The 16,699-nt window shown below is 65.0% G+C and carries 14 protein-coding genes; 7 read left to right on the plus strand and 7 right to left on the minus strand.

From position 1 onward, the window contains the following. Positions 1 to 32: 32 nt before the first annotated feature. From KUF59_RS38610 to KUF59_RS38625, 4 genes are all read left to right on the plus strand, one after another. On the plus strand, positions 33 to 1,148 hold the full coding sequence (locus KUF59_RS38610) for a carbohydrate ABC transporter permease (protein WP_212461928.1): 1,116 nt from the start codon (positions 33 to 35) through the stop codon (positions 1,146 to 1,148). 87 nt (positions 1,149 to 1,235) lie between these two features. Next, positions 1,236 to 2,096, plus strand: coding sequence for a carbohydrate ABC transporter permease (locus KUF59_RS38615; RefSeq protein WP_212461998.1), 861 nt, complete (start codon positions 1,236 to 1,238; stop codon positions 2,094 to 2,096). A 79-nt stretch (positions 2,097 to 2,175) separates the two neighbouring features. Continuing rightward, the gene (locus tag KUF59_RS38620; RefSeq protein WP_212461927.1) at positions 2,176 to 3,087 is read left to right on the plus strand and encodes a PaaI family thioesterase; all 912 of its coding nucleotides are present in this window, start codon (positions 2,176 to 2,178) and stop codon (positions 3,085 to 3,087) included. 68 nt (positions 3,088 to 3,155) lie between these two features. Then, positions 3,156 to 3,521 (plus strand): hypothetical protein, encoded by a 366-nt coding sequence (locus KUF59_RS38625; protein WP_212461997.1) that lies wholly within the window; start codon positions 3,156 to 3,158, stop codon positions 3,519 to 3,521. Positions 3,522 to 3,531: 10 nt separating this feature from the next. Here the strand turns inward: KUF59_RS38625 and KUF59_RS38630 are convergent, their stop codons facing one another. After that, positions 3,532 to 4,164, minus strand: coding sequence for a 2-dehydro-3-deoxy-6-phosphogalactonate aldolase (locus KUF59_RS38630; protein ID WP_212461926.1), 633 nt, complete (start codon positions 4,162 to 4,164; stop codon positions 3,532 to 3,534). 12 nt (positions 4,165 to 4,176) lie between these two features. Continuing rightward, positions 4,177 to 5,088 carry a 2-dehydro-3-deoxygalactonokinase gene (locus KUF59_RS38635; protein ID WP_212461996.1) on the minus strand — a complete coding sequence of 304 codons (912 nt, stop codon included), beginning with the start codon at positions 5,086 to 5,088 and terminating at the stop codon, positions 4,177 to 4,179. A 237-nt stretch (positions 5,089 to 5,325) separates the two neighbouring features. Between KUF59_RS38635 and KUF59_RS38640 the strand changes: the two genes are divergently transcribed. Together KUF59_RS38640 and KUF59_RS38645 are read left to right on the plus strand one after the other, a co-directional pair. Continuing rightward, positions 5,326 to 6,423, plus strand: a complete 1,098-nt coding sequence (locus KUF59_RS38640) for an LLM class flavin-dependent oxidoreductase (protein ID WP_212461925.1) — start codon at positions 5,326 to 5,328, stop codon at positions 6,421 to 6,423. Positions 6,424 to 6,545: 122 nt separating this feature from the next. Then, a complete protein-coding gene (locus KUF59_RS38645; RefSeq protein ID WP_212461924.1) occupies positions 6,546 to 7,100 on the plus strand; it encodes a flavin reductase family protein in 555 nt (184 codons plus the stop codon). Between the two features lie 44 nt (positions 7,101 to 7,144). Here KUF59_RS38645 and KUF59_RS38650 read toward each other — a convergent pair whose 3' ends face one another. The 5 genes from KUF59_RS38650 to KUF59_RS38670 form a co-directional block, all read right to left on the minus strand. After that, complete coding sequence (locus KUF59_RS38650; RefSeq protein WP_212461923.1) at positions 7,145 to 9,001, minus strand: sigma-54-dependent Fis family transcriptional regulator; 1,857 nt, start codon at positions 8,999 to 9,001, stop codon at positions 7,145 to 7,147. A 171-nt stretch (positions 9,002 to 9,172) separates the two neighbouring features. Further along, the gene (locus KUF59_RS38655) at positions 9,173 to 12,478 is read right to left on the minus strand and encodes an acetyl-CoA carboxylase family protein (RefSeq protein ID WP_212461922.1); all 3,306 of its coding nucleotides are present in this window, start codon (positions 12,476 to 12,478) and stop codon (positions 9,173 to 9,175) included. A gap of 137 nt (positions 12,479 to 12,615) precedes the next feature. Further along, positions 12,616 to 13,020: a YccF domain-containing protein gene (locus KUF59_RS38660; RefSeq protein WP_212461921.1), complete on the minus strand. Its 405-nt coding sequence runs from the start codon at positions 13,018 to 13,020 to the stop codon at positions 12,616 to 12,618. 84 nt (positions 13,021 to 13,104) lie between these two features. Beyond that, entirely contained in the window at positions 13,105 to 14,787 is a 1,683-nt protein-coding gene (locus KUF59_RS38665; RefSeq protein WP_212461920.1) for a methyl-accepting chemotaxis protein, read from the minus strand. 118 nt (positions 14,788 to 14,905) lie between these two features. Continuing rightward, positions 14,906 to 16,168 carry a serine hydrolase domain-containing protein gene (locus KUF59_RS38670; RefSeq protein ID WP_212461919.1) on the minus strand — a complete coding sequence of 421 codons (1,263 nt, stop codon included), beginning with the start codon at positions 16,166 to 16,168 and terminating at the stop codon, positions 14,906 to 14,908. Positions 16,169 to 16,325: 157 nt separating this feature from the next. On the opposite strand from KUF59_RS38670, the gene KUF59_RS38675 reads away from it, so the two are divergent. Then, positions 16,326 to 16,697, plus strand: a complete 372-nt coding sequence (locus tag KUF59_RS38675; protein WP_212461918.1) for a hypothetical protein — start codon at positions 16,326 to 16,328, stop codon at positions 16,695 to 16,697. Positions 16,698 to 16,699 lie beyond the last annotated feature (2 nt).

A 16,699-nucleotide genomic window follows, 5' to 3' on the forward strand; every position in this document is an offset into this window, starting at 1 on the left:
TCCGAGTTGATAATCGGCAGAGTTCGATCCTGATGCAGAGTCCAACACCGGTGACGGATAACCTGCCCAACAAGGCGCCACCGCGGGCGGCGATTAGCCGGAAGACCGCGGGCCGGACACTTGTCGTGCTGGCGTCGCTGGGACTCCTGCTCGTGCTCGTCGTCCAGGTCCTGCATACGACCGGCAGGATCTCAGCAGGGTTTTCCGATTGGCGCCCGATCCTCGCGGCCTATCTGATCTGGGCAGTCGCGATCTGCGGGGCACAGGTCCTGATCCGGGGCGAGCGCGGCCTGCGCGCGCTGTTTCTGCTGCCGGCGATCTTCTTCACCATTGCGGTCGTGATCTTTCCGACGATTTTCGGGATCTACATCGCGTCGCTCGATTGGAACCTCAGCTCGGTGGAAGGGCCGCGCTTCAGCGGCCTCGGCAATCTCGTCGGAATGCTGAACGATGCCTACTACTGGAACGCGCTCGGCAACATGATCTTCTACACCGTCGCCGTGCTTGGCGAGTACGCCATTGCGTTCGGCCTCGCGCTGCTCCTGAGCGCCGAGATCCGCGGAAGGAAGTTCTTTCGCGTCGTCTTCCTGCTGCCGATGATGCTCAGTCCAGTCGCCGTGAGCTGGATGATCGGCAAGTCGCTGATGGAATACCGTTTCGGCCCGGCGGCCACGCTGGCGCGCTATCTCGGATGGGACAATCCGGCCTTCTTTGCGTCGCCCTGGATGGCGCGGTTGAGCATCCAGGCGATGGACGCCTGGGTTTCGATCCCCTTCATCATGATCATCCTGCTCGCAGGCCTCCAGGCGATGCCGAAGGAGGTGCAGGAAGCGGCGAAGGTCGATGGCGCGAATTCGTGGCAGTCGTTCTGGCACGTGACCTTTCCAATCATGCTGCCGGTCAGCATCACGGTCCTCATCATCCGCATCATCTTCAAGCTGAAGCTCGCCGACATCGTCATCAACGTCACCGCCGGAGGGCCCGGCGGCGCCACCGACACGGTGTCGAGCTTCATCTATCGCGTGTACCGCGACCGCTCGAATGTCGGATACGGTACGGCGCTCGCGATGGTCTATCTCCTGATGATCATCGTCTTCCTGACCCTGCTGATGCGCCTATCCAAGCGCTGGACGCAGAAGGTCGTGTAGGAGCTTCGGAGGGGAGTTGCGCGATTGACCCTGTCGACACCGGCAAAGCCCATCCGAAGGCACCCCGTGGGGCCGCGCGCCAAGCGGATGCTGAGCCGCGCGCTGATCTACGCGGCGTTGCTGCTCTGGACGTTCGTCTGCCTGTTTCCGATCTATTGGACCGTCACGACGTCGTTCAAATCGGCCGTCGATGTGACGCAAGCCCACCTGATTCCCTGGCTTGATTTTCAACCGGACTGGAAAGGATGGCGCTCGCTTGGCCTGTCGCCGGATACGCTGTTCGGGACCTCCACGGCCCGCTCCGAATTTGTGAACCGGTTCGTCAACAGTATCATCACCTCGGTCGGCGCCTCGCTGCTGGCACTGATCCTCGGCTCGCTCGCGGCTTACGGCTTGAGCCGTTTTCGCTACAAATTCGCATGGATGCGCAACGACGATATCCTGTTCTTCTTCATGTCGCAGCTGATCCTGCCGCCGGTCGTGCTCGCACTGCCGTTCCTCGTCCTCTACAAGGCACTGACGCTGCTCGACACGCGATTTGGCCTGGTCATGCTCTACACCTTGACGGTCTTGCCGATCGTCATCTGGATCATGCGGGATCAATTCAATTCGATACCAATCGAGCTCGATGAAGCCGCTTTCGTGGACGGCCTTTCGACCTGGGGCGCATTCCTGCGCATCATCCTGCCACTTGCCGTTCCCGGAATGGTGGCCGCCTTCATCCTCTCGCTTGTGCTGTGCTGGAACGAATACTTTTTCGCGGCGCTGCTCACGAGTACCGACGCGAAGACGCTGCCGGTCATGGTAGCAAGCCAGACCGGCTCGCAGGGCATCAACTGGTGGTCGATGGCGGCACTGTCCACCGCGGCGATTGCCCCGCTCGTCCTTGTCGGAATTTTCCTTGAACGCTACATCGTCAGTGGCTTGACGACGGGCGCAGGAAAGTAGGCCTCTCAACGTTCCGTGACCTGCCTTGGGAGGCGCGCGATCCTTTGCGCGCGTCGGGCCACTGGTCTAAAACGGTGCCATGTCCAAATCGCAAAACACCGTGCTACCGTTTGAAGAGCTGGCCGAAGCCATCAGGGGCCGCCGCTCGGTCTATGGCCAGATCAGCGGCTTGCAGCTCGACCGCGCTGCACCTGGCGAGGCCTGGTCGAGCCTGCCCTATCGCCCCGTCTTCGTCGGCGACACCCAGACCGGCGTCCTGCATGGCGGCGTCGTCACCGCGATGCTCGACGAGAGCTGCGGCCTGGCGGTGCAGCTCGCGCTCGACGGCACGCGCGCGATCGCGACGCTCGATTTGCGCATCGACTACCAGAAGCCCGCGACGCCCGGCCTCGACATCAAGGCGCATTCGATCTGCTACCGCACCACCCGGTCGATCGCCTTCGTGCGCTCCACCGCCTATCAGGAGTCAGAGGACGACCCGGTTGCCACCGCGACCGCCTGCTTCATGATCGGCGCCAACCGTACCAACATGCTGATGGACCGGCCGGGCGGCGATCACGCCATTCCGACGCTGGACGCGCCGGAGGATCCGGGGAGTCCCTTCGCCAACAGCCCGTTCGCGCGCTGCCTCGGCATCCGCATCGTGGATGACGGCACGCTGATGATGCCGTTTTCGCCAAAGATCATCGGCAATCCGATCCTGCCGGCGATCCATGGCGGCATGACCGGCGCGTTTCTCGAGACCACGGCGATCGTCGGCCTGACGCGCGAGCTCGGCGTGTCGGCACCGCCGAAACCGATCGGCCTCACCGTCAATTATCTGCGCTCCGGCCGCGCGCTCGACAGTTTTGCCAACGTGTCGATCGTCAAGCAGGGCCGCCGCATCGTCGCCTTCGAGGCGCGGGCCTGGCAGGACGATCGCGACAAGCCGATCGCCTCCGCATTCGGCCACTTCATGCTGCGGCCGACGCCGGGCGTGGAGGAGGAATAGGCGGATTGGGGCTTGACGGCCGCGGCTGCCGCAACAACGATACCGTGTTCCCTGCGAAAGGTACCGCGGTGCGGCATCCCATCGACATCATCGCCATGTTCGCCGCCATCTGGCTGTTGGCGTCCATGGTGCTGGATGCAGTAACCCCGAAGGAATTGACGGCGGTCATGATCGGGATTGCAATCGGGCCTGCCGTCGTCATCACCGCGGTCTTCTATTATCTGCGCTTTCCGCGGATGGATTTCGCGGTGCTGTTCGCCGCGCTCTGGCTGATCTCGGACATCGCCATCGCGTTCATCTCGCCAAAGCCATTGCCGGGCTTCCTCATCATTCTCGGCTTCGTGCCGGCCCTGCTGGTCGGCGTGGTGCTGCACTGGCACCGCTTCGCGCGCCGGCACGAACGGCTGGTCTGGCCGTCGGCACGGCGAAGCTGACGAGCTCTCTCTAGTTACCCCCAAGAGCCTGGTCGTATGCTTCGATCGTCGCCTTGGCGCGCGCTGCGACGTCGGCGGCCGTCATGCCGGGCTTGTAAAGGCTCGAGCCCATGCCGAACGCGTGGACACCGACCTTCATATACTCGGCGAAATTTTTCTCGGAGATGCCGCCCACGGCAGCGACCACCGTGGTGGGGGCAAGCACGGCGCGGATCGCCGAAATGCCGGAGGATCCGAGCACGCTCGCCGGAAAGAATTTTAGGCTCGAGGCGCCCGACCTTGCGGCCAGCAGCGCTTCCGTCGGCGTGAACACACCGGGCATCGTCACCATGCCGTGCTTGCCGGCGCGCGCGATCACCTGCGGATCGACATTCGGAGCGACCAGAAGCCTGCCGCCGACATCATGAAGGCGGTCGACATCGTCGGTCGAGAGCACGGTGCCCGCACCGACGAGGACGCCGGCCGGCGCGCGCTTGACGGCGTTTGCGATCGAGCGGAACGGGTCGGGTGAGTTGAGCGGAATCTCGATCGCGGTCATGCCGGCCGCGATCAGCACATCCACGATGCCATCGGCCTCGTCGGGCTTCACGCCGCGCAGGATCGCGACCAGCGGTCGCTTCATCGGCGGGAACGGAACGCTCATGAAAGGATCCCCTTATCGTGTCCAGATGGCGAGCGCCGCCATGGAAAGCCCGCGGCGGACGGCTTCATCGGCGTCGACGACGCGGACCGTCGCCGACAATGTCTCAATTGCCGATCGGTAGCGCGCCGCGAGTTGACCCGACGCAATCAATGTCACGGCAGCACCGCGCGCGGCGGGAAGCTCCGCGGCCATCTCCAGCCCGATCAGCGTGCCGGAAATAGTCTCGCGCGCCGCGGCCGCCGTTCCTCCGAACAGGAGTTGCCGTGACCGCACCCGGAACAGCAGATTGGCGGCCTGCGCCGGTGCCTCGAAGGCCGCGACCAGCGCCGCATTGAAAGCTTCGCGGTCCTCCGCTTCGCCGGCTCCGTTGACGGCATGCGACAAGATCGTCTCGCGCGAGATGGCGCTGAAGAGCTCGCCGGTCATGAAGGTGGCGAAGCGCGCCACGGTGCCGCCGCGTACCGTCACCCATTTCGAATGCGTGCCGGGCATGCAGACCAGCGCGTCACCTGTGGCGTCCAGACCGAGCGCACCGAGCAACTGCGTTTCCTCGCCGCGCATCACGTCAGGCGCGCCTGTCTCACGCTGCGCGATGCCGGGCAGGATGCGGATATCGCGGGACTGGCCGGGAATGGAAACGGCGCCTTCCAGGATCGCCGCGAGACGCGCCGGCGTATCAATGTAGCCGGCCTCGACCCAGCCCTGTCGCGCGCCGGCCATACCGCAGATCAGCACGGGCAGATCGGGGCCAGCACCGACGGCATCGAGATGCGATTGCAGCACGGCGGCGAAACCGGTCTTGGCCGCGGCCGTCATGCCCTCATCGCTACGCCGCTCAGCGGTGATGTTACCGCCGCGGTCGATCAGCCAAAGCCGAAAGCTGCTGGTGCCCCAATCTACCGCGACATAGGCCGGCTCGCTCATCTCAATCGCTACCTTCGCATCCATCTTCGCACCGCCCGTCTCACCGGCAAGACATGTGTTGCGACGCTTGAGACGATCGTGGGCGCGCGCCTGTCGAGATACCGGCTATTGCCGGCTCAAACCAGCCCTTTCTCCACCCCTTGCCGCTCTTCAGACGCTGGCACACCGCTTGCTCCATGGCCGGAACCGCGCATCCAAGACGCGACCGCAAAGCAGCAACGAAAGAGAGGAAGCACCATGCAGATCGGCTACTTCACGATGCCTTCGCATCCGCCGGAGTGCGGCTTGAAGGAAGGGAACGACTGGGACCTGCAAACCATGCGCTGGCTCGACGAGCTCGGCTACCAGGAAGCCTGGATCGGCGAACATCACACCGCGCCCTGGGAGCCCAATCCGACGCCGGATCTCCTGATCGCGCAGGCACTGCTGCAGACCAAGAACATCCGCATCGGACCCGGCGGCTTCCTGTTGCCCTATCACCATCCGGCCGAACTCGCCAACCGCGTCGCGATGCTCGACCATCTCTCCGAGGGGCGCCTCAACTTCGGCGTCGCGGCCTCGGGCCTGCCGAGCGACTGGGCGATGTTCAATGTCGACGGCATGAGCGGCCAGAACCGCGACATGACCCGCGAGGCGCTGGAGATCATTTTGAAACTGTGGTCCGAGCCGGCCCCGTTCACCCACAAGGGCAAGTACTGGACGGTGACCAAGCCGGATACGATGTTCGATTTCCTCAAGCCCCACATCAAGCCGGTGCAGGCGCCGCATCCGCCGATCGGCGTCGCCGGGCTCTCGAAGAACTCTGACACGCTGAAACTTGCCGGCGAGCGCGGCTTCATTCCGATGAGCCTGAACCTCAATCCGGCCTATGTCGGCAGCCATTGGGATTCCGTGGAGATCGGCGCCGCCAAGACCGGACGCAAGCCGAACCGGCAGGACTGGCGATTGGTGCGCGAGGTCTTCGTCGCCGACACCGATGAAGAGGCCTGGAAGCTCTCGACCGGCGACATGATGGGCCGGATGATGAGCGAATACTTCTTGCCGCTGCTCGGCCATTTCGGCTTCAAGGACTATCTGAAGCACGCGCCCGACGTGCCCGACAGCGACGTCACCGTCGAATATTGCGCACGGCGGAACTGGATCATCGGCTCGCCGTCGACGGTCGCCGAGAAGATCGAGAAGATCTACGACGAGGTCGGCGGCTTCGGCGTGCTGCTGGTGTTCGGCTTCGACTACAAGCACAAACCGCAGGCGTGGCGACATTCGCTGGAACTGCTCAAGAACGAGGTGATGCCGCGGCTGAAGCATCTCGACGCAACGCGCAAGGCAGCCTGATGTCATCGCTCCCATTCCAAGGGAGCGGTGCCCAAAGCGCGGGTGAGGGATTACGGTTCCAGGCAAACCAAGTCCCTCACCCGGATCGCCAGGCGATCCCGGGTCTTTCAAGAGACCAGCGCATGAGCATCGACCCATCGAGTTTCAAGCAGGCCATGCGGCAATGCGCGGGCGCGGTCGCGCTGGTGACGGTCGGCGCCGAGCACGGCAAGCGTACCGGGCTGACCGTGACCTCGGCCTGCTCGCTGTCGGATAGCCCGCCCTCGCTGATCGTCTGCGTCAACCGCAACGCCAGCGCGCATGCGCGGATCCGCGAGGAAGGCGCCTTCGCCATCAACTTCCTCAGCGAGGAGCACGCGATGCTGGCGCTGACCTTCAGCGGGCAAAAGGGCGTCAATGGCGACGACCGTTTTGCCTTCGGTCAATGGACGACGGCCGCGACCGGCGCGCCGGTGCTGCAGGACGCAGTCGCCACATTCGACTGCGCGCTTGCGCAGGAGTTCGAGACCAAGACGCATTCGATCTTTGTCGGCGAAGTGCGCGGCGTTTCGCACTCCGCCGAGGCAACGCCGCTCGTGTATCTGCGCAGCGGTTTTCATACCCCGCGCGAGATGCGCGAGACCGTGTCAGTCGGCGATCTCGATTCGCGGCATCTGAGCTGGACGGATTTTTCGTGAGGCATATCTCTTCCTTCTCCCCTTGTGGGAGAAGGTGGCGCGAGCTACTGCCCCGGCTCGATCTTCAACAGCTTGATCTTGCGATAGAGCGTGGCGCGGCTGAGCTTGAGGGCGCGCGCGGCTTCCGTTACGCGGCCGCCATGCTTGCGCAAGGCTTCGATGATCGTCGCGCGTTCGGCCGAGAGCAGATCCGGCTCCTCGGCGCGGCCGCCGAACGGCGGCAGGTCGAGATCGGCATCGGCGATCACGCCATCCTCGGCCGTGCAACCGGCAAGCCGCAGCACGTGACGAAGCTGCCGCATGTTGCCGGGGAAGGGATAGGCAAGCAGCAACGACCACGCTTCAGGCGAGAGCTGGCAGTTTGGCGCCTCCTCGCGCGCGATATCGCGGATCAATTCGGCCTTGTCGGCGCGCTCGCGCAGCGCCGGCAATTTCACTTCCATGCCGCGCAGGCGGAAATAGAGATCGGCGCGGAAGGCGCCCTCTTCCGCCATGCGGCCGAGATCGCGATGAGTCGCGCTGATGAGGCGGATGTCGACGGGCACGGGCTTGAGCGCGCCGAGCGGCCAGACCTCGCGGTTCTCCAGCACGCGCAACAGGCGCGTCTGCAGCGCAATCGGCATGTCGCCGATCTCGTCCAGGAACAGCGTGCCGCCATCGGCCTGCACGATCAGGCCCCTTGAGCCGTCGCGCCGCGCGCCGGTGAAGGCGCCGGCCTCGTAGCCGAACAGTTCGGCATCGATCAGGCTCTCCGGCATCGCCGCGCAGTTCAGCGCGACATAGTGATTGCGGGTGCGGTTGCTCGCGGCATGGATGGCGCGCGCGAACACGTCCTTGCCGACACCGGTCTCGCCGTGCAGCAGGATCGGCAGATTGTGATCGCCGATGCGCGCGAGCCGCTTCACACTTTTGATCAGGCCGGGGTCGGCGCCTGCGAGCCGGTGCAGGCCGTCAAACCGGCCGACCGGGACATCTCGGCGCGCGACCGGCGGACGACGCGTGCGCCTAGTGTGCAGCGGTGGCGCAACATGTCCCTGCCCCATCGGACTGCCGTCGGCGCGTTGCAGCTCGATCGTATCGTCCGCGCCGCTGCCGGCTTGCATGTAGCGCGACAGATCGATGCCTGAAGCGATCATGCCGTCGGTGAGGCCCAGCATCATGCGCGCCGAACGGCAGGCGCCGACCACCCGGCGGTCGTCGTCATAGGCAATCAACCCGCTGCCACCGTCCCCCGGCACGGTCGCGATCCAGGCGTTGCGGAAATGATTGCGGAAGATGGTGCCCTCGATGCGGCGCGTCGCCTCCATCGTCACTGCGAGCGCGAGCTGATGCGCGGCGCGGCTGAGATCGTCACGGCAAGAGGTGATGTTCACGGCGCCCGCAAGCCGCCCGCCCGCGTCGAACAACGGCGTGACTGCGCAGGAGAAGATGCCCCACTGCTCGCGAAAATGCTCGTCGCGATGCACCAGGATCGGCTTCTGCTCGGCAAGCGCCGTGCCAAGCCCGTTGGTGCCTTCGAAGGATTCGGAGAAATTGGATCCGGTATAGACCTTCCAGCGCAGAAAGATGTCGGCGTCGGCCGCGCCCGGCAGGCGGCTGAGCAGCATGGTCGCGTTGGAATCGGCGAGATTGACGCAATAGCCGGCCTCGCGCAGCACGCGCGCCAAATCTTCGAGCTCGGGCGTGGCAAGCCGGATCAGCTCCTCCATCGGCTCGGCGACATGCCGCACCTCGGCCTCAGTCAACGTCTGCGGCGGGCCCTGGCGGGCCGGGTCGAGCTTATGGTTGATCAGGCAGCGCCGCCAGGACGTCGCGATGCGCGAGCCGGCATCGACGTCGGTCACCTCACTGGCGACGGACAAAACACGGGCGACATGGTTCGAGGCCGCGAGGCTGGCCATCCCGTACGTCTCCACCCTGAATTATTGTGCAAAGTCTGGCACCGCAGGCTGGGATGTCAATCGGGAACCGGTCTCCTCGTCATTCCGGGGCGATGCGAAGCATCGAACCCGGAATCTCGAGATTCCGGGTTCGCGCTACCGCGCGACCCGGAATGACAACGCAATAGCATCTCACCAGGTGTCGACGCAGGGGCGCTTCTTCGCCGTCCGCGCCAGTGGTTTTGGCACCGAGCGCAGGCCGGCCATGATCCAGCGGCGGGTCTCGGAGGGATCGATGACGTTGTCGATCTCGAACACCGAGGCGATCGAGACGGCCTTGCCGTTGGCGTAGAGCTCGGCGACCTTGTTGCGATAATAGGTCTCGCGCTCGACGGGGTCGGCGATCGCCTCCATCTCCTTGCGGAAGCCAAGCCGCACATAGCCTTCCAGGCCCATGCCGCCGAACTCGCCGGTCGGCCAGGCCGCGGTGAAGAAGGAGGCGTGGAAGCCGCCGCCGATCATCGACTGCGCGCCGAGGCCATAGCCCTTGCGCAAGACGATGCCGAACAGCGGCACGGTGAGGCTCGCGCCGGTGACGAACATGCGCGCGACGTGGCGCACGATCGCGGTCTTCTCGGCTTCGGGGCCGACCATGAAGCCCGGCGTGTCGCAGAGCGAGACGATCGGGATGTCGAAGGCATCGCAGAGCTGGAGGAAGCGCGCGGCCTTGTCGCCGGCGTCGGCGTCGATCGCGCCGCCGAGATGGCGCGGGTTGTTGGCGATCAGGCCAAAGGGCTTGCCTTCGATGCGGATGAAGGCGGTGATCATGCCGACGCCGTAGTCGCGGCGGATCTCGAGCACGGAGTCCGTGTCCGCGAGCAAATCGATCACGCTGCGGATGTCGTAGACGCGCAAGCGGTTCTCGGGGATCGCGCGGCGCAGCAGGCGCTGGTCAGGCGCCTTCCACTCAGGTACGGCGCCCTGGAAGTAAGACAGATACTTTTGCGCAACGCGCGTCGCCTCTTCCTCGTCCTCGACGAGGATATCGACGACGCCGTTCGGTGACTGGAATGAGACCGGGCCGACCTCGGCCGGATGATAGACGCCGAGGCCTCCGCCTTCGATCATGGCGGGGCCGCCCATGCCGATCGAGGCGTTCTTGGTGGCGATGATGACGTCGCAGCAGCCGAGCATTGCGGCATTGCCGGCGAAGCAATAGCCGGAGACGATGCCGACCACCGGCACGAGGCCCGAGAGTTTTGCGAACTGCACGAAGGACGGGCCGTCGAGGCCGGTCATGCCCAGCCGATCGGTATCGCCCGGGCGGCCGCCGCCGCCTTCGGCATAGAACACCAGGGGGATGCGCCACTGCTCCGCCAGCGTCAGCATGCGGTCGATCTTCTTGTGGTTCATGTGCCCTTGCGTGCCCGCGAGCACGGTGTAGTCGTAGGCGACCACCATGCAGCGCGCGCCGTCCGGGCCGAACGCCTCGGCATTGACCGTGGCCACACCCATGATGAGCCCATCGGCCGGCGTGTTCTTGATGAGGTCGTCGAGCTTGCGGCGTCGGCGCTGCGCCGCAATCGCGAGGCTGCCATACTCCATGAACGAGCCGTCATCGACGAGCTGCGCGACGTTCTCGCGCGCGGTGCGCTGATTGGTGTTGCGGCGGCGCTCGACGGAGGCCGGGCGGTTCTCGTCCAGCGTATTGGCCTGGCGCGCGATCAGCTCGGCAAGATCCGGGCGGATGTGGTTGAGATCGATGTCGGCTTCCTGCGACGTGGTGTCGGCAGCGACGTCCAGCGGCTCGAGATAGAGGATCGGCTCGCCGTGCATCAGGGTGACGCCGTCGCCCGCAACGAGCTTCATCACCCGGCCGCCCTGCTCGGCCATGACGAGATGCTCCATCTTCATGGACTCGATCACGGCCAGTTGCTGGCCGGGCCGCACGATCTCGCCCTCGGCGACCTGGACTGTGACCACCGTCCCCTGGAGGGGAGCTGCCACCATCACCGCGCCTTCCGGCACGACCTGTGCGACCGGCTTCGCCGCGCCATGCTCGCCGGCGTGGTCAGTGGCAGCGAAGAACAGCGGCCGCGCGGCGCCGTCGGCGGCTTCGACCAGCTTTGCGATGTTGCGATCGATGAAGTCGGTCGCGATGCGGTTGGTTCTGAAGTCGGGATGGGCGAGCACCGCCTGGAGGAAGGCGATGTTGGTGACGACGCCGTCGATCCGAAACTCGCGAAGCGCGCGCGAGGCTTTTGCGACGACGTCGTGCCAGGCCTCGCTCGGCGTGTGCACGATGACTTTTGCGAGCAAGGAGTCGAAGGCAGCGCTGGTCTTGTAACCGGCATAACCAAAGCTATCGACGCGCACGCCGGGCCCTGACGGCGGTTCGAACACCGCGAGCACGCCGCCGGTCGGATGCGTCGCGCCTGTCTCGTCCAGCGTCTCCATGTTGACGCGGAGCTGCATGGCATAGCCGCGCGGTCTTGGGATGGACGACTGCGCGAGGCCAAGCGAGGCCAGTGTAGCGCCCGAGGCGACCGCGAGCTGGGCGCGGACGAGATCGACCCCGAGCACCGCTTCGGTCACGGTGTGCTCGACCTGCAACCGCGGATTGGCCTCGATGAAGGCAAAACTCTCCTCGGCCGCGCCGTCGACCAGGAATTCAAAGGTGCCGAGATTGTCATAGGCCGCCGCGGTCGCAAGCTGCTTCGCCGCCTCGATGATGCGGCCGCGCAAGGGTTCGCTGAGCGAGGGGCTCGGCGCCACCTCGACCAGCTTCTGGTGACGGCGCTGGATGGTGCATTCGCGCTCCCAGAGATGGCTGATCGCGCCATGACGGTCGCCGATGATCTGCACCTCGATGTGGCGCGCCTTCCGGATCAGGCGCTCGGCATAGACACCCTCATAACCGAACGCAGCCTTGGCCTCCGACTGGCAGCGCGCATAGGCCTCTGCGAGATCCGATGCCTTCTCCACGATCCGCATGCCGCGGCCGCCGCCGCCTGCCATCGCCTTGATGACGATGGCGGCACTCTTGCCGAGGGATTCGAAGAACGCCTTGATCTCCTCGAGCGACGACGGACCGGAGGTGCCCGCGATGATCGGCACGCCGCAACGTTTTGCCAATTGCCGTGCCGCGACCTTGTCGCCGAACAGTTCGAGCGCGGCGACCTTCGGCCCGACGAACGCGATGCCCTGCGCGGCGCAGGCCCTGGCGAAGTCGGCGTTCTCGCTGAGGAAGCCATAGCCGGGATGCACGGCATCGCAGCCGGCGACTTTCGCCGTCTTCACCACGCTCTCGATATCGAGATAGGCCCGCGCACCGCGGCCCGGAATTTCGACCGCTTCATCGGCGACGCGGACATGCAGCGACAGCGCGTCATCAGCGGGATGGATCGCGACCGTGGTGATGCTGCCGTCTGCCGCGGCACGCGCGATACGGATGGCGATCTCGCCGCGATTGGCGATCAGAAGCTTTTTGAACGACATTGAGCGGTCTCCATTCGCCACAGGTTTTGCGGCGGACGCATGGAGACGTCAACTTCTGTCGAGCGCTGAGTCAAGGGAAACGGCTGTCGCGGCGCGTGCCGATGCCGCGAGCCGGAATATGAGCCCAGGCGGCAGTGTCACGCCGGCACGATCACCTTGCCGATCGGCCACAGCGCGATGCCGGCGAGCTTCAGATGCGCCCAGGCGAAGGGAATACCGATGATGGTCACCGCAAGGACGATCGCAGTGAGCACATGCCCGATCGCGAGCCACCAGCCGGCCAGCACGAACCAGATCAGATTGCCGATCACGCCGAGCGGGCCGGTCCCGATGTCGCTCTGGCCGGTGAGTTCGTCACGGCGCACCGCCCTGGAGCCGAACGGCAGCAGCGTGTACACGGCGATGTTGAACGCGGCACGCGCCCACGGCAGGCCGATGATGGTGACGGCCATGATGACGGCGGCAACCAGCCAGCCGAACGCCATCCACGCGCCGCCGATCAAAATCCAGAGGATGTTCAGGAGGATGGAAACAGGCTGCATGGCAAAACCCCTTGGGCGCGTCGGGAAGCTCCACCCTATTTAGGTGGCGCTTGCCCGACACGGTAGGTGTTGCCCTAACTCTCGTCAGGCCGCCCGCACGCCGGCGACGAAGGCGGTGACTTCGTCCTGCAGCGATTGCAGCTTGTGGGTCAGGCGGCCGCTCGATTGCAGCACCTGGCCTGCGGCCTGGCCGGTCTCCGAGGTGGCGTCGGTCACGCCGGCGATGTTCTGCGAGACCTGGTTGGTGCCGGAGGCGGCATCCTGCACGCTGCGGGCGATCGCCTGCGTGGCGGCGCCCTGCTCCTCGACCGCGGCGGCGATCGAGGAGGAGATCTCGTTGACCTCCATGATGGTGTTGCGGATGTTCTGGATGTTGCCGACGACCTGCTGCGTCTCGCCCTGGATCGCCGTGATCTGCGCGCTGATCTCGTCGGTCGCCTTGGCGGTCTGGCTGGCCAGCGACTTCACTTCACTTGCAACCACCGCAAAGCCCTTGCCTGCCTCGCCCGCGCGCGCCGCTTCGATGGTGGCATTGAGCGCGAGCAGATTGGTCTGCGAGGCGATCTGGTTGATGAGGTCGATGACCTCGCCGATCTTGTGCGCGGCCCGCGCAAGACCCTCGACGGTCTCGTTGGTGCGCTGGCCGTCGGCGGCCGCCTTGTCCGCCACATGGGCTGCCTGCGCGACGCGCTGGCTGATCTCTGATATCGACGATGACAACTGCCCGGCCGCAGACGCGACCGTCTGCACGTCGCCCGAGGCCTGCTGGCAGGCGGTGGCGACAAAACTCGCGCGCTCGGTCGCCTTGTTCGCGGTCTCCGACATGCCTTGCGCGGCCTGCTGCATCTCGCGCGCCTCGACGAAGACGTCGCGGACCACGGCCTGCACGCTCGCCTCGAACTTGCCGGCGAGATCGACCATCACGCGGCGCTTCTCGGCATCGGCCTGCCGCTTCATCTCTTCCTGCTCGGCATGCATCTGGCGCACCGCCGACGCATTGTCCTTGAACACGGCGAGCGCCTTGGCGAGGCCGCCGATTTCGTCGCGGCGGTTGGTATAGGGCACGTCGAACGCGGCATCGCCCGAGGCAAGCCGCTCGGTGAGGTCAGTGATCCGGGCGAGCGGGCGGGTGACGCCGCGGCCGATCAGGAACGAACTGATGAGCACGAGCGCGAGCACGCCGAGGCAGAGCCAGGCGAAGGTCATCGCGGTCTGGCGGAACACGGCATCGACGTCGTCGAGATAAATGCCGGTGCCGATGATCCAGCCCCACGGCTCAAATCCCTTCACGAAGGAGATCTTTGCCACCGGCTGCTCGAAGCCAGGCTTTGGCCAGAGATAGCTGTAGAAGCCGGCGCTCTGCTTCTTCACGACATCGACGAAGCCGAGGAACAGCGCGTTGCCCGCCGGATCCTTCATGCCGGACAGGTCCTTGCCGTCGAGCTCGGGCTTGATCGGATGCATGACCATCTTCGGGGTCATGTCGTTGATCCAGAAATACTCGACCTTGTCGTAGCGAAGACCCTTGATCTCGGCCATCGCCGCGGCCTGCGCCTGCTCGCGCGTCAGTTTTCCGCCGGCTTCGAGCTTTTGATAGTGGGTGAGGACGCCAAAACCGATGTCGACCATCTGCTGCGTCTTGGCCTGACGGTCGGCGACCATCTGGCCGCGCATCGTGTAGAGCGCGATCGGCGCCAGTGCGATCATGCCGACGAGGCCGATCGCGACAATCAGGACCAGCTTGAAACTGATACGGGAGAAAATCATCGTTACTCGCATGAATTGGCAATACTGATCTGTCAATTTAGCGGGAAATCTTTAGCGAAGAATTAAGCATTCGAGTTCCATCGCGGAATGCTTCGTCCGAGCGCCGATGCGCGCCCTGTCAGCTCTGGCGCAGCGCCTGGCAAATCCCGCGCTCGAACTGCCGGTAGGCCCTGAGCGCCGCGTGGTCGGCGAAGGGCAAAATCTGCATCATGATGACGCCGGCCACACGCATCGCCGGGTCGATCCAGTAATAGGTGTTGAACAGGCCCGCCCAGGTCATGCTGCCGGCACTGCGGCCATGCGCGACCGGATCGAGGTTGATCATGTTTCCGAGTCCCCAGCGCAGATGCGTGCCGGGGAAAAAATCCACGTCGTTCGAGAGCGCGGGATTGGTCGTCCTGAGGATTCCGGCCTCGAGATTGCCGATCTGGTTGGCGGACATCATGGCGACCGTGTCGACTGCGAGGATGCGCGCGCCGGCCAGGCTGCCCCCATTGAGCAGCGCCTGCAGCAAGGTCAGATAATCAGGCGCGGTCGAATAGATGCCACCGCCACCCGAAAATTTCTTGCCCTCGGTCGGCTTCTCCAGCGGTTTTGGCAAAAGCTTTCCGGCATGATCCCGCACATGCAGGCTGGCCTCGCGCACGCGTTGCTTTTCACTCAGCGCGAACACGGTGTCGTTCATGCCGAGCGGGCCCGTGATGTGATCGCGAAAGTAGCGGTCGATCGGCTCGCCGCTGGCGATCTCCACCATGCGGCTGACGCGATCGATGCTGCCGCCATAGGCCCATTTTTCGCCGGGATCGAACATCAGGGGCATGCGCGGCAGGGATTTGTTGCCGCGCGCCAGTGACACATAGCGAAGAACCAGGGGATCCCAGAGCTGATAGCTGAAGCCTGAGGTGTGCGACAGCAGATGGCGCAGCGTGATCGCCCTGGTCGCGTCGTGGAGTTGCGGCGCGCCGTTGCGATCGAAGCCGGCGAGAACCTGCGCCATGGCAAGCGTCGGGTCGATGTCGGTGGCCGGTGCATCCAGCCGCAGCTTGCCGCGTTCCACCAGTTGCAGCGCCGCGATCGAGGTCAGCAGCTTTACCATCGAGGCGATGCGAAAGATCGTGTCGGTCGACATGCGGGCTTCGCCCGCCATGCTGCGCAGGCCGAACGCGCCCTCATAGAGCACCGACCGTGCATTGGCGGCCATCGCCACCACGCCCGGAATCTCGCGGGCCGTCACACTGGCCTGCAAGGCGCCGTCGATGCCGGCGCTACGTATGGATTTCAGCGATGTCGCGGCGTGACTCGGGATGACGGGAACCACGCTCGCGGCAGCAAGCCCCATCGTCTGCAACAGCGCATCGCGGCGGCTGAGCCAGGCCGTCATGCAGCTTCCCCGCAAGCTGATCCGGTTTCCGAGGGATTGTAGACCCTGGCCGGCACGAGTGAAAGCGGGACGACCCACTTGAGAAATTGTTCCCGCTGGGATCAGATTGGACGGGAAGATGCCTGCCGCCGATCCGCGATCAGGGGCTTGAGACGACATGACGATGTCGATCGATCAATTGTGGAGCCTGCCCGAAACCGCGCTGATCGGCGCCTATGCCGAGGCGCGGCGCCGCTACGCCGAGAAGAAGCTCGAGCGCGACACACAACGGGCACGGCTCGAATGGATGCGGGCAAAGATGTTCGTCAACGCGTCCGGCAACGTCACCGAGCGCAAGATGGCGGTCGACGTGTCCGAGGAGCTGGCACGCAAGGGCCAAGAGGTCCGCGAAATCACCAGGGATCTCGACATGCTGAAGATCGAGGTCGACGTGATCGAGATGATGGTGCGGCTGCGCGGCGCCGGCGGCAGTCCGCCGGCTCCGGCCGAGGAGACAACGGAGAAGCCGGCAGAGGAAGAAGGCGGGTGATT

Source organism: Bradyrhizobium arachidis, assembly GCF_024758505.1.
GTDB lineage: Bacteria > Pseudomonadota > Alphaproteobacteria > Rhizobiales > Xanthobacteraceae > Bradyrhizobium > Bradyrhizobium manausense_C.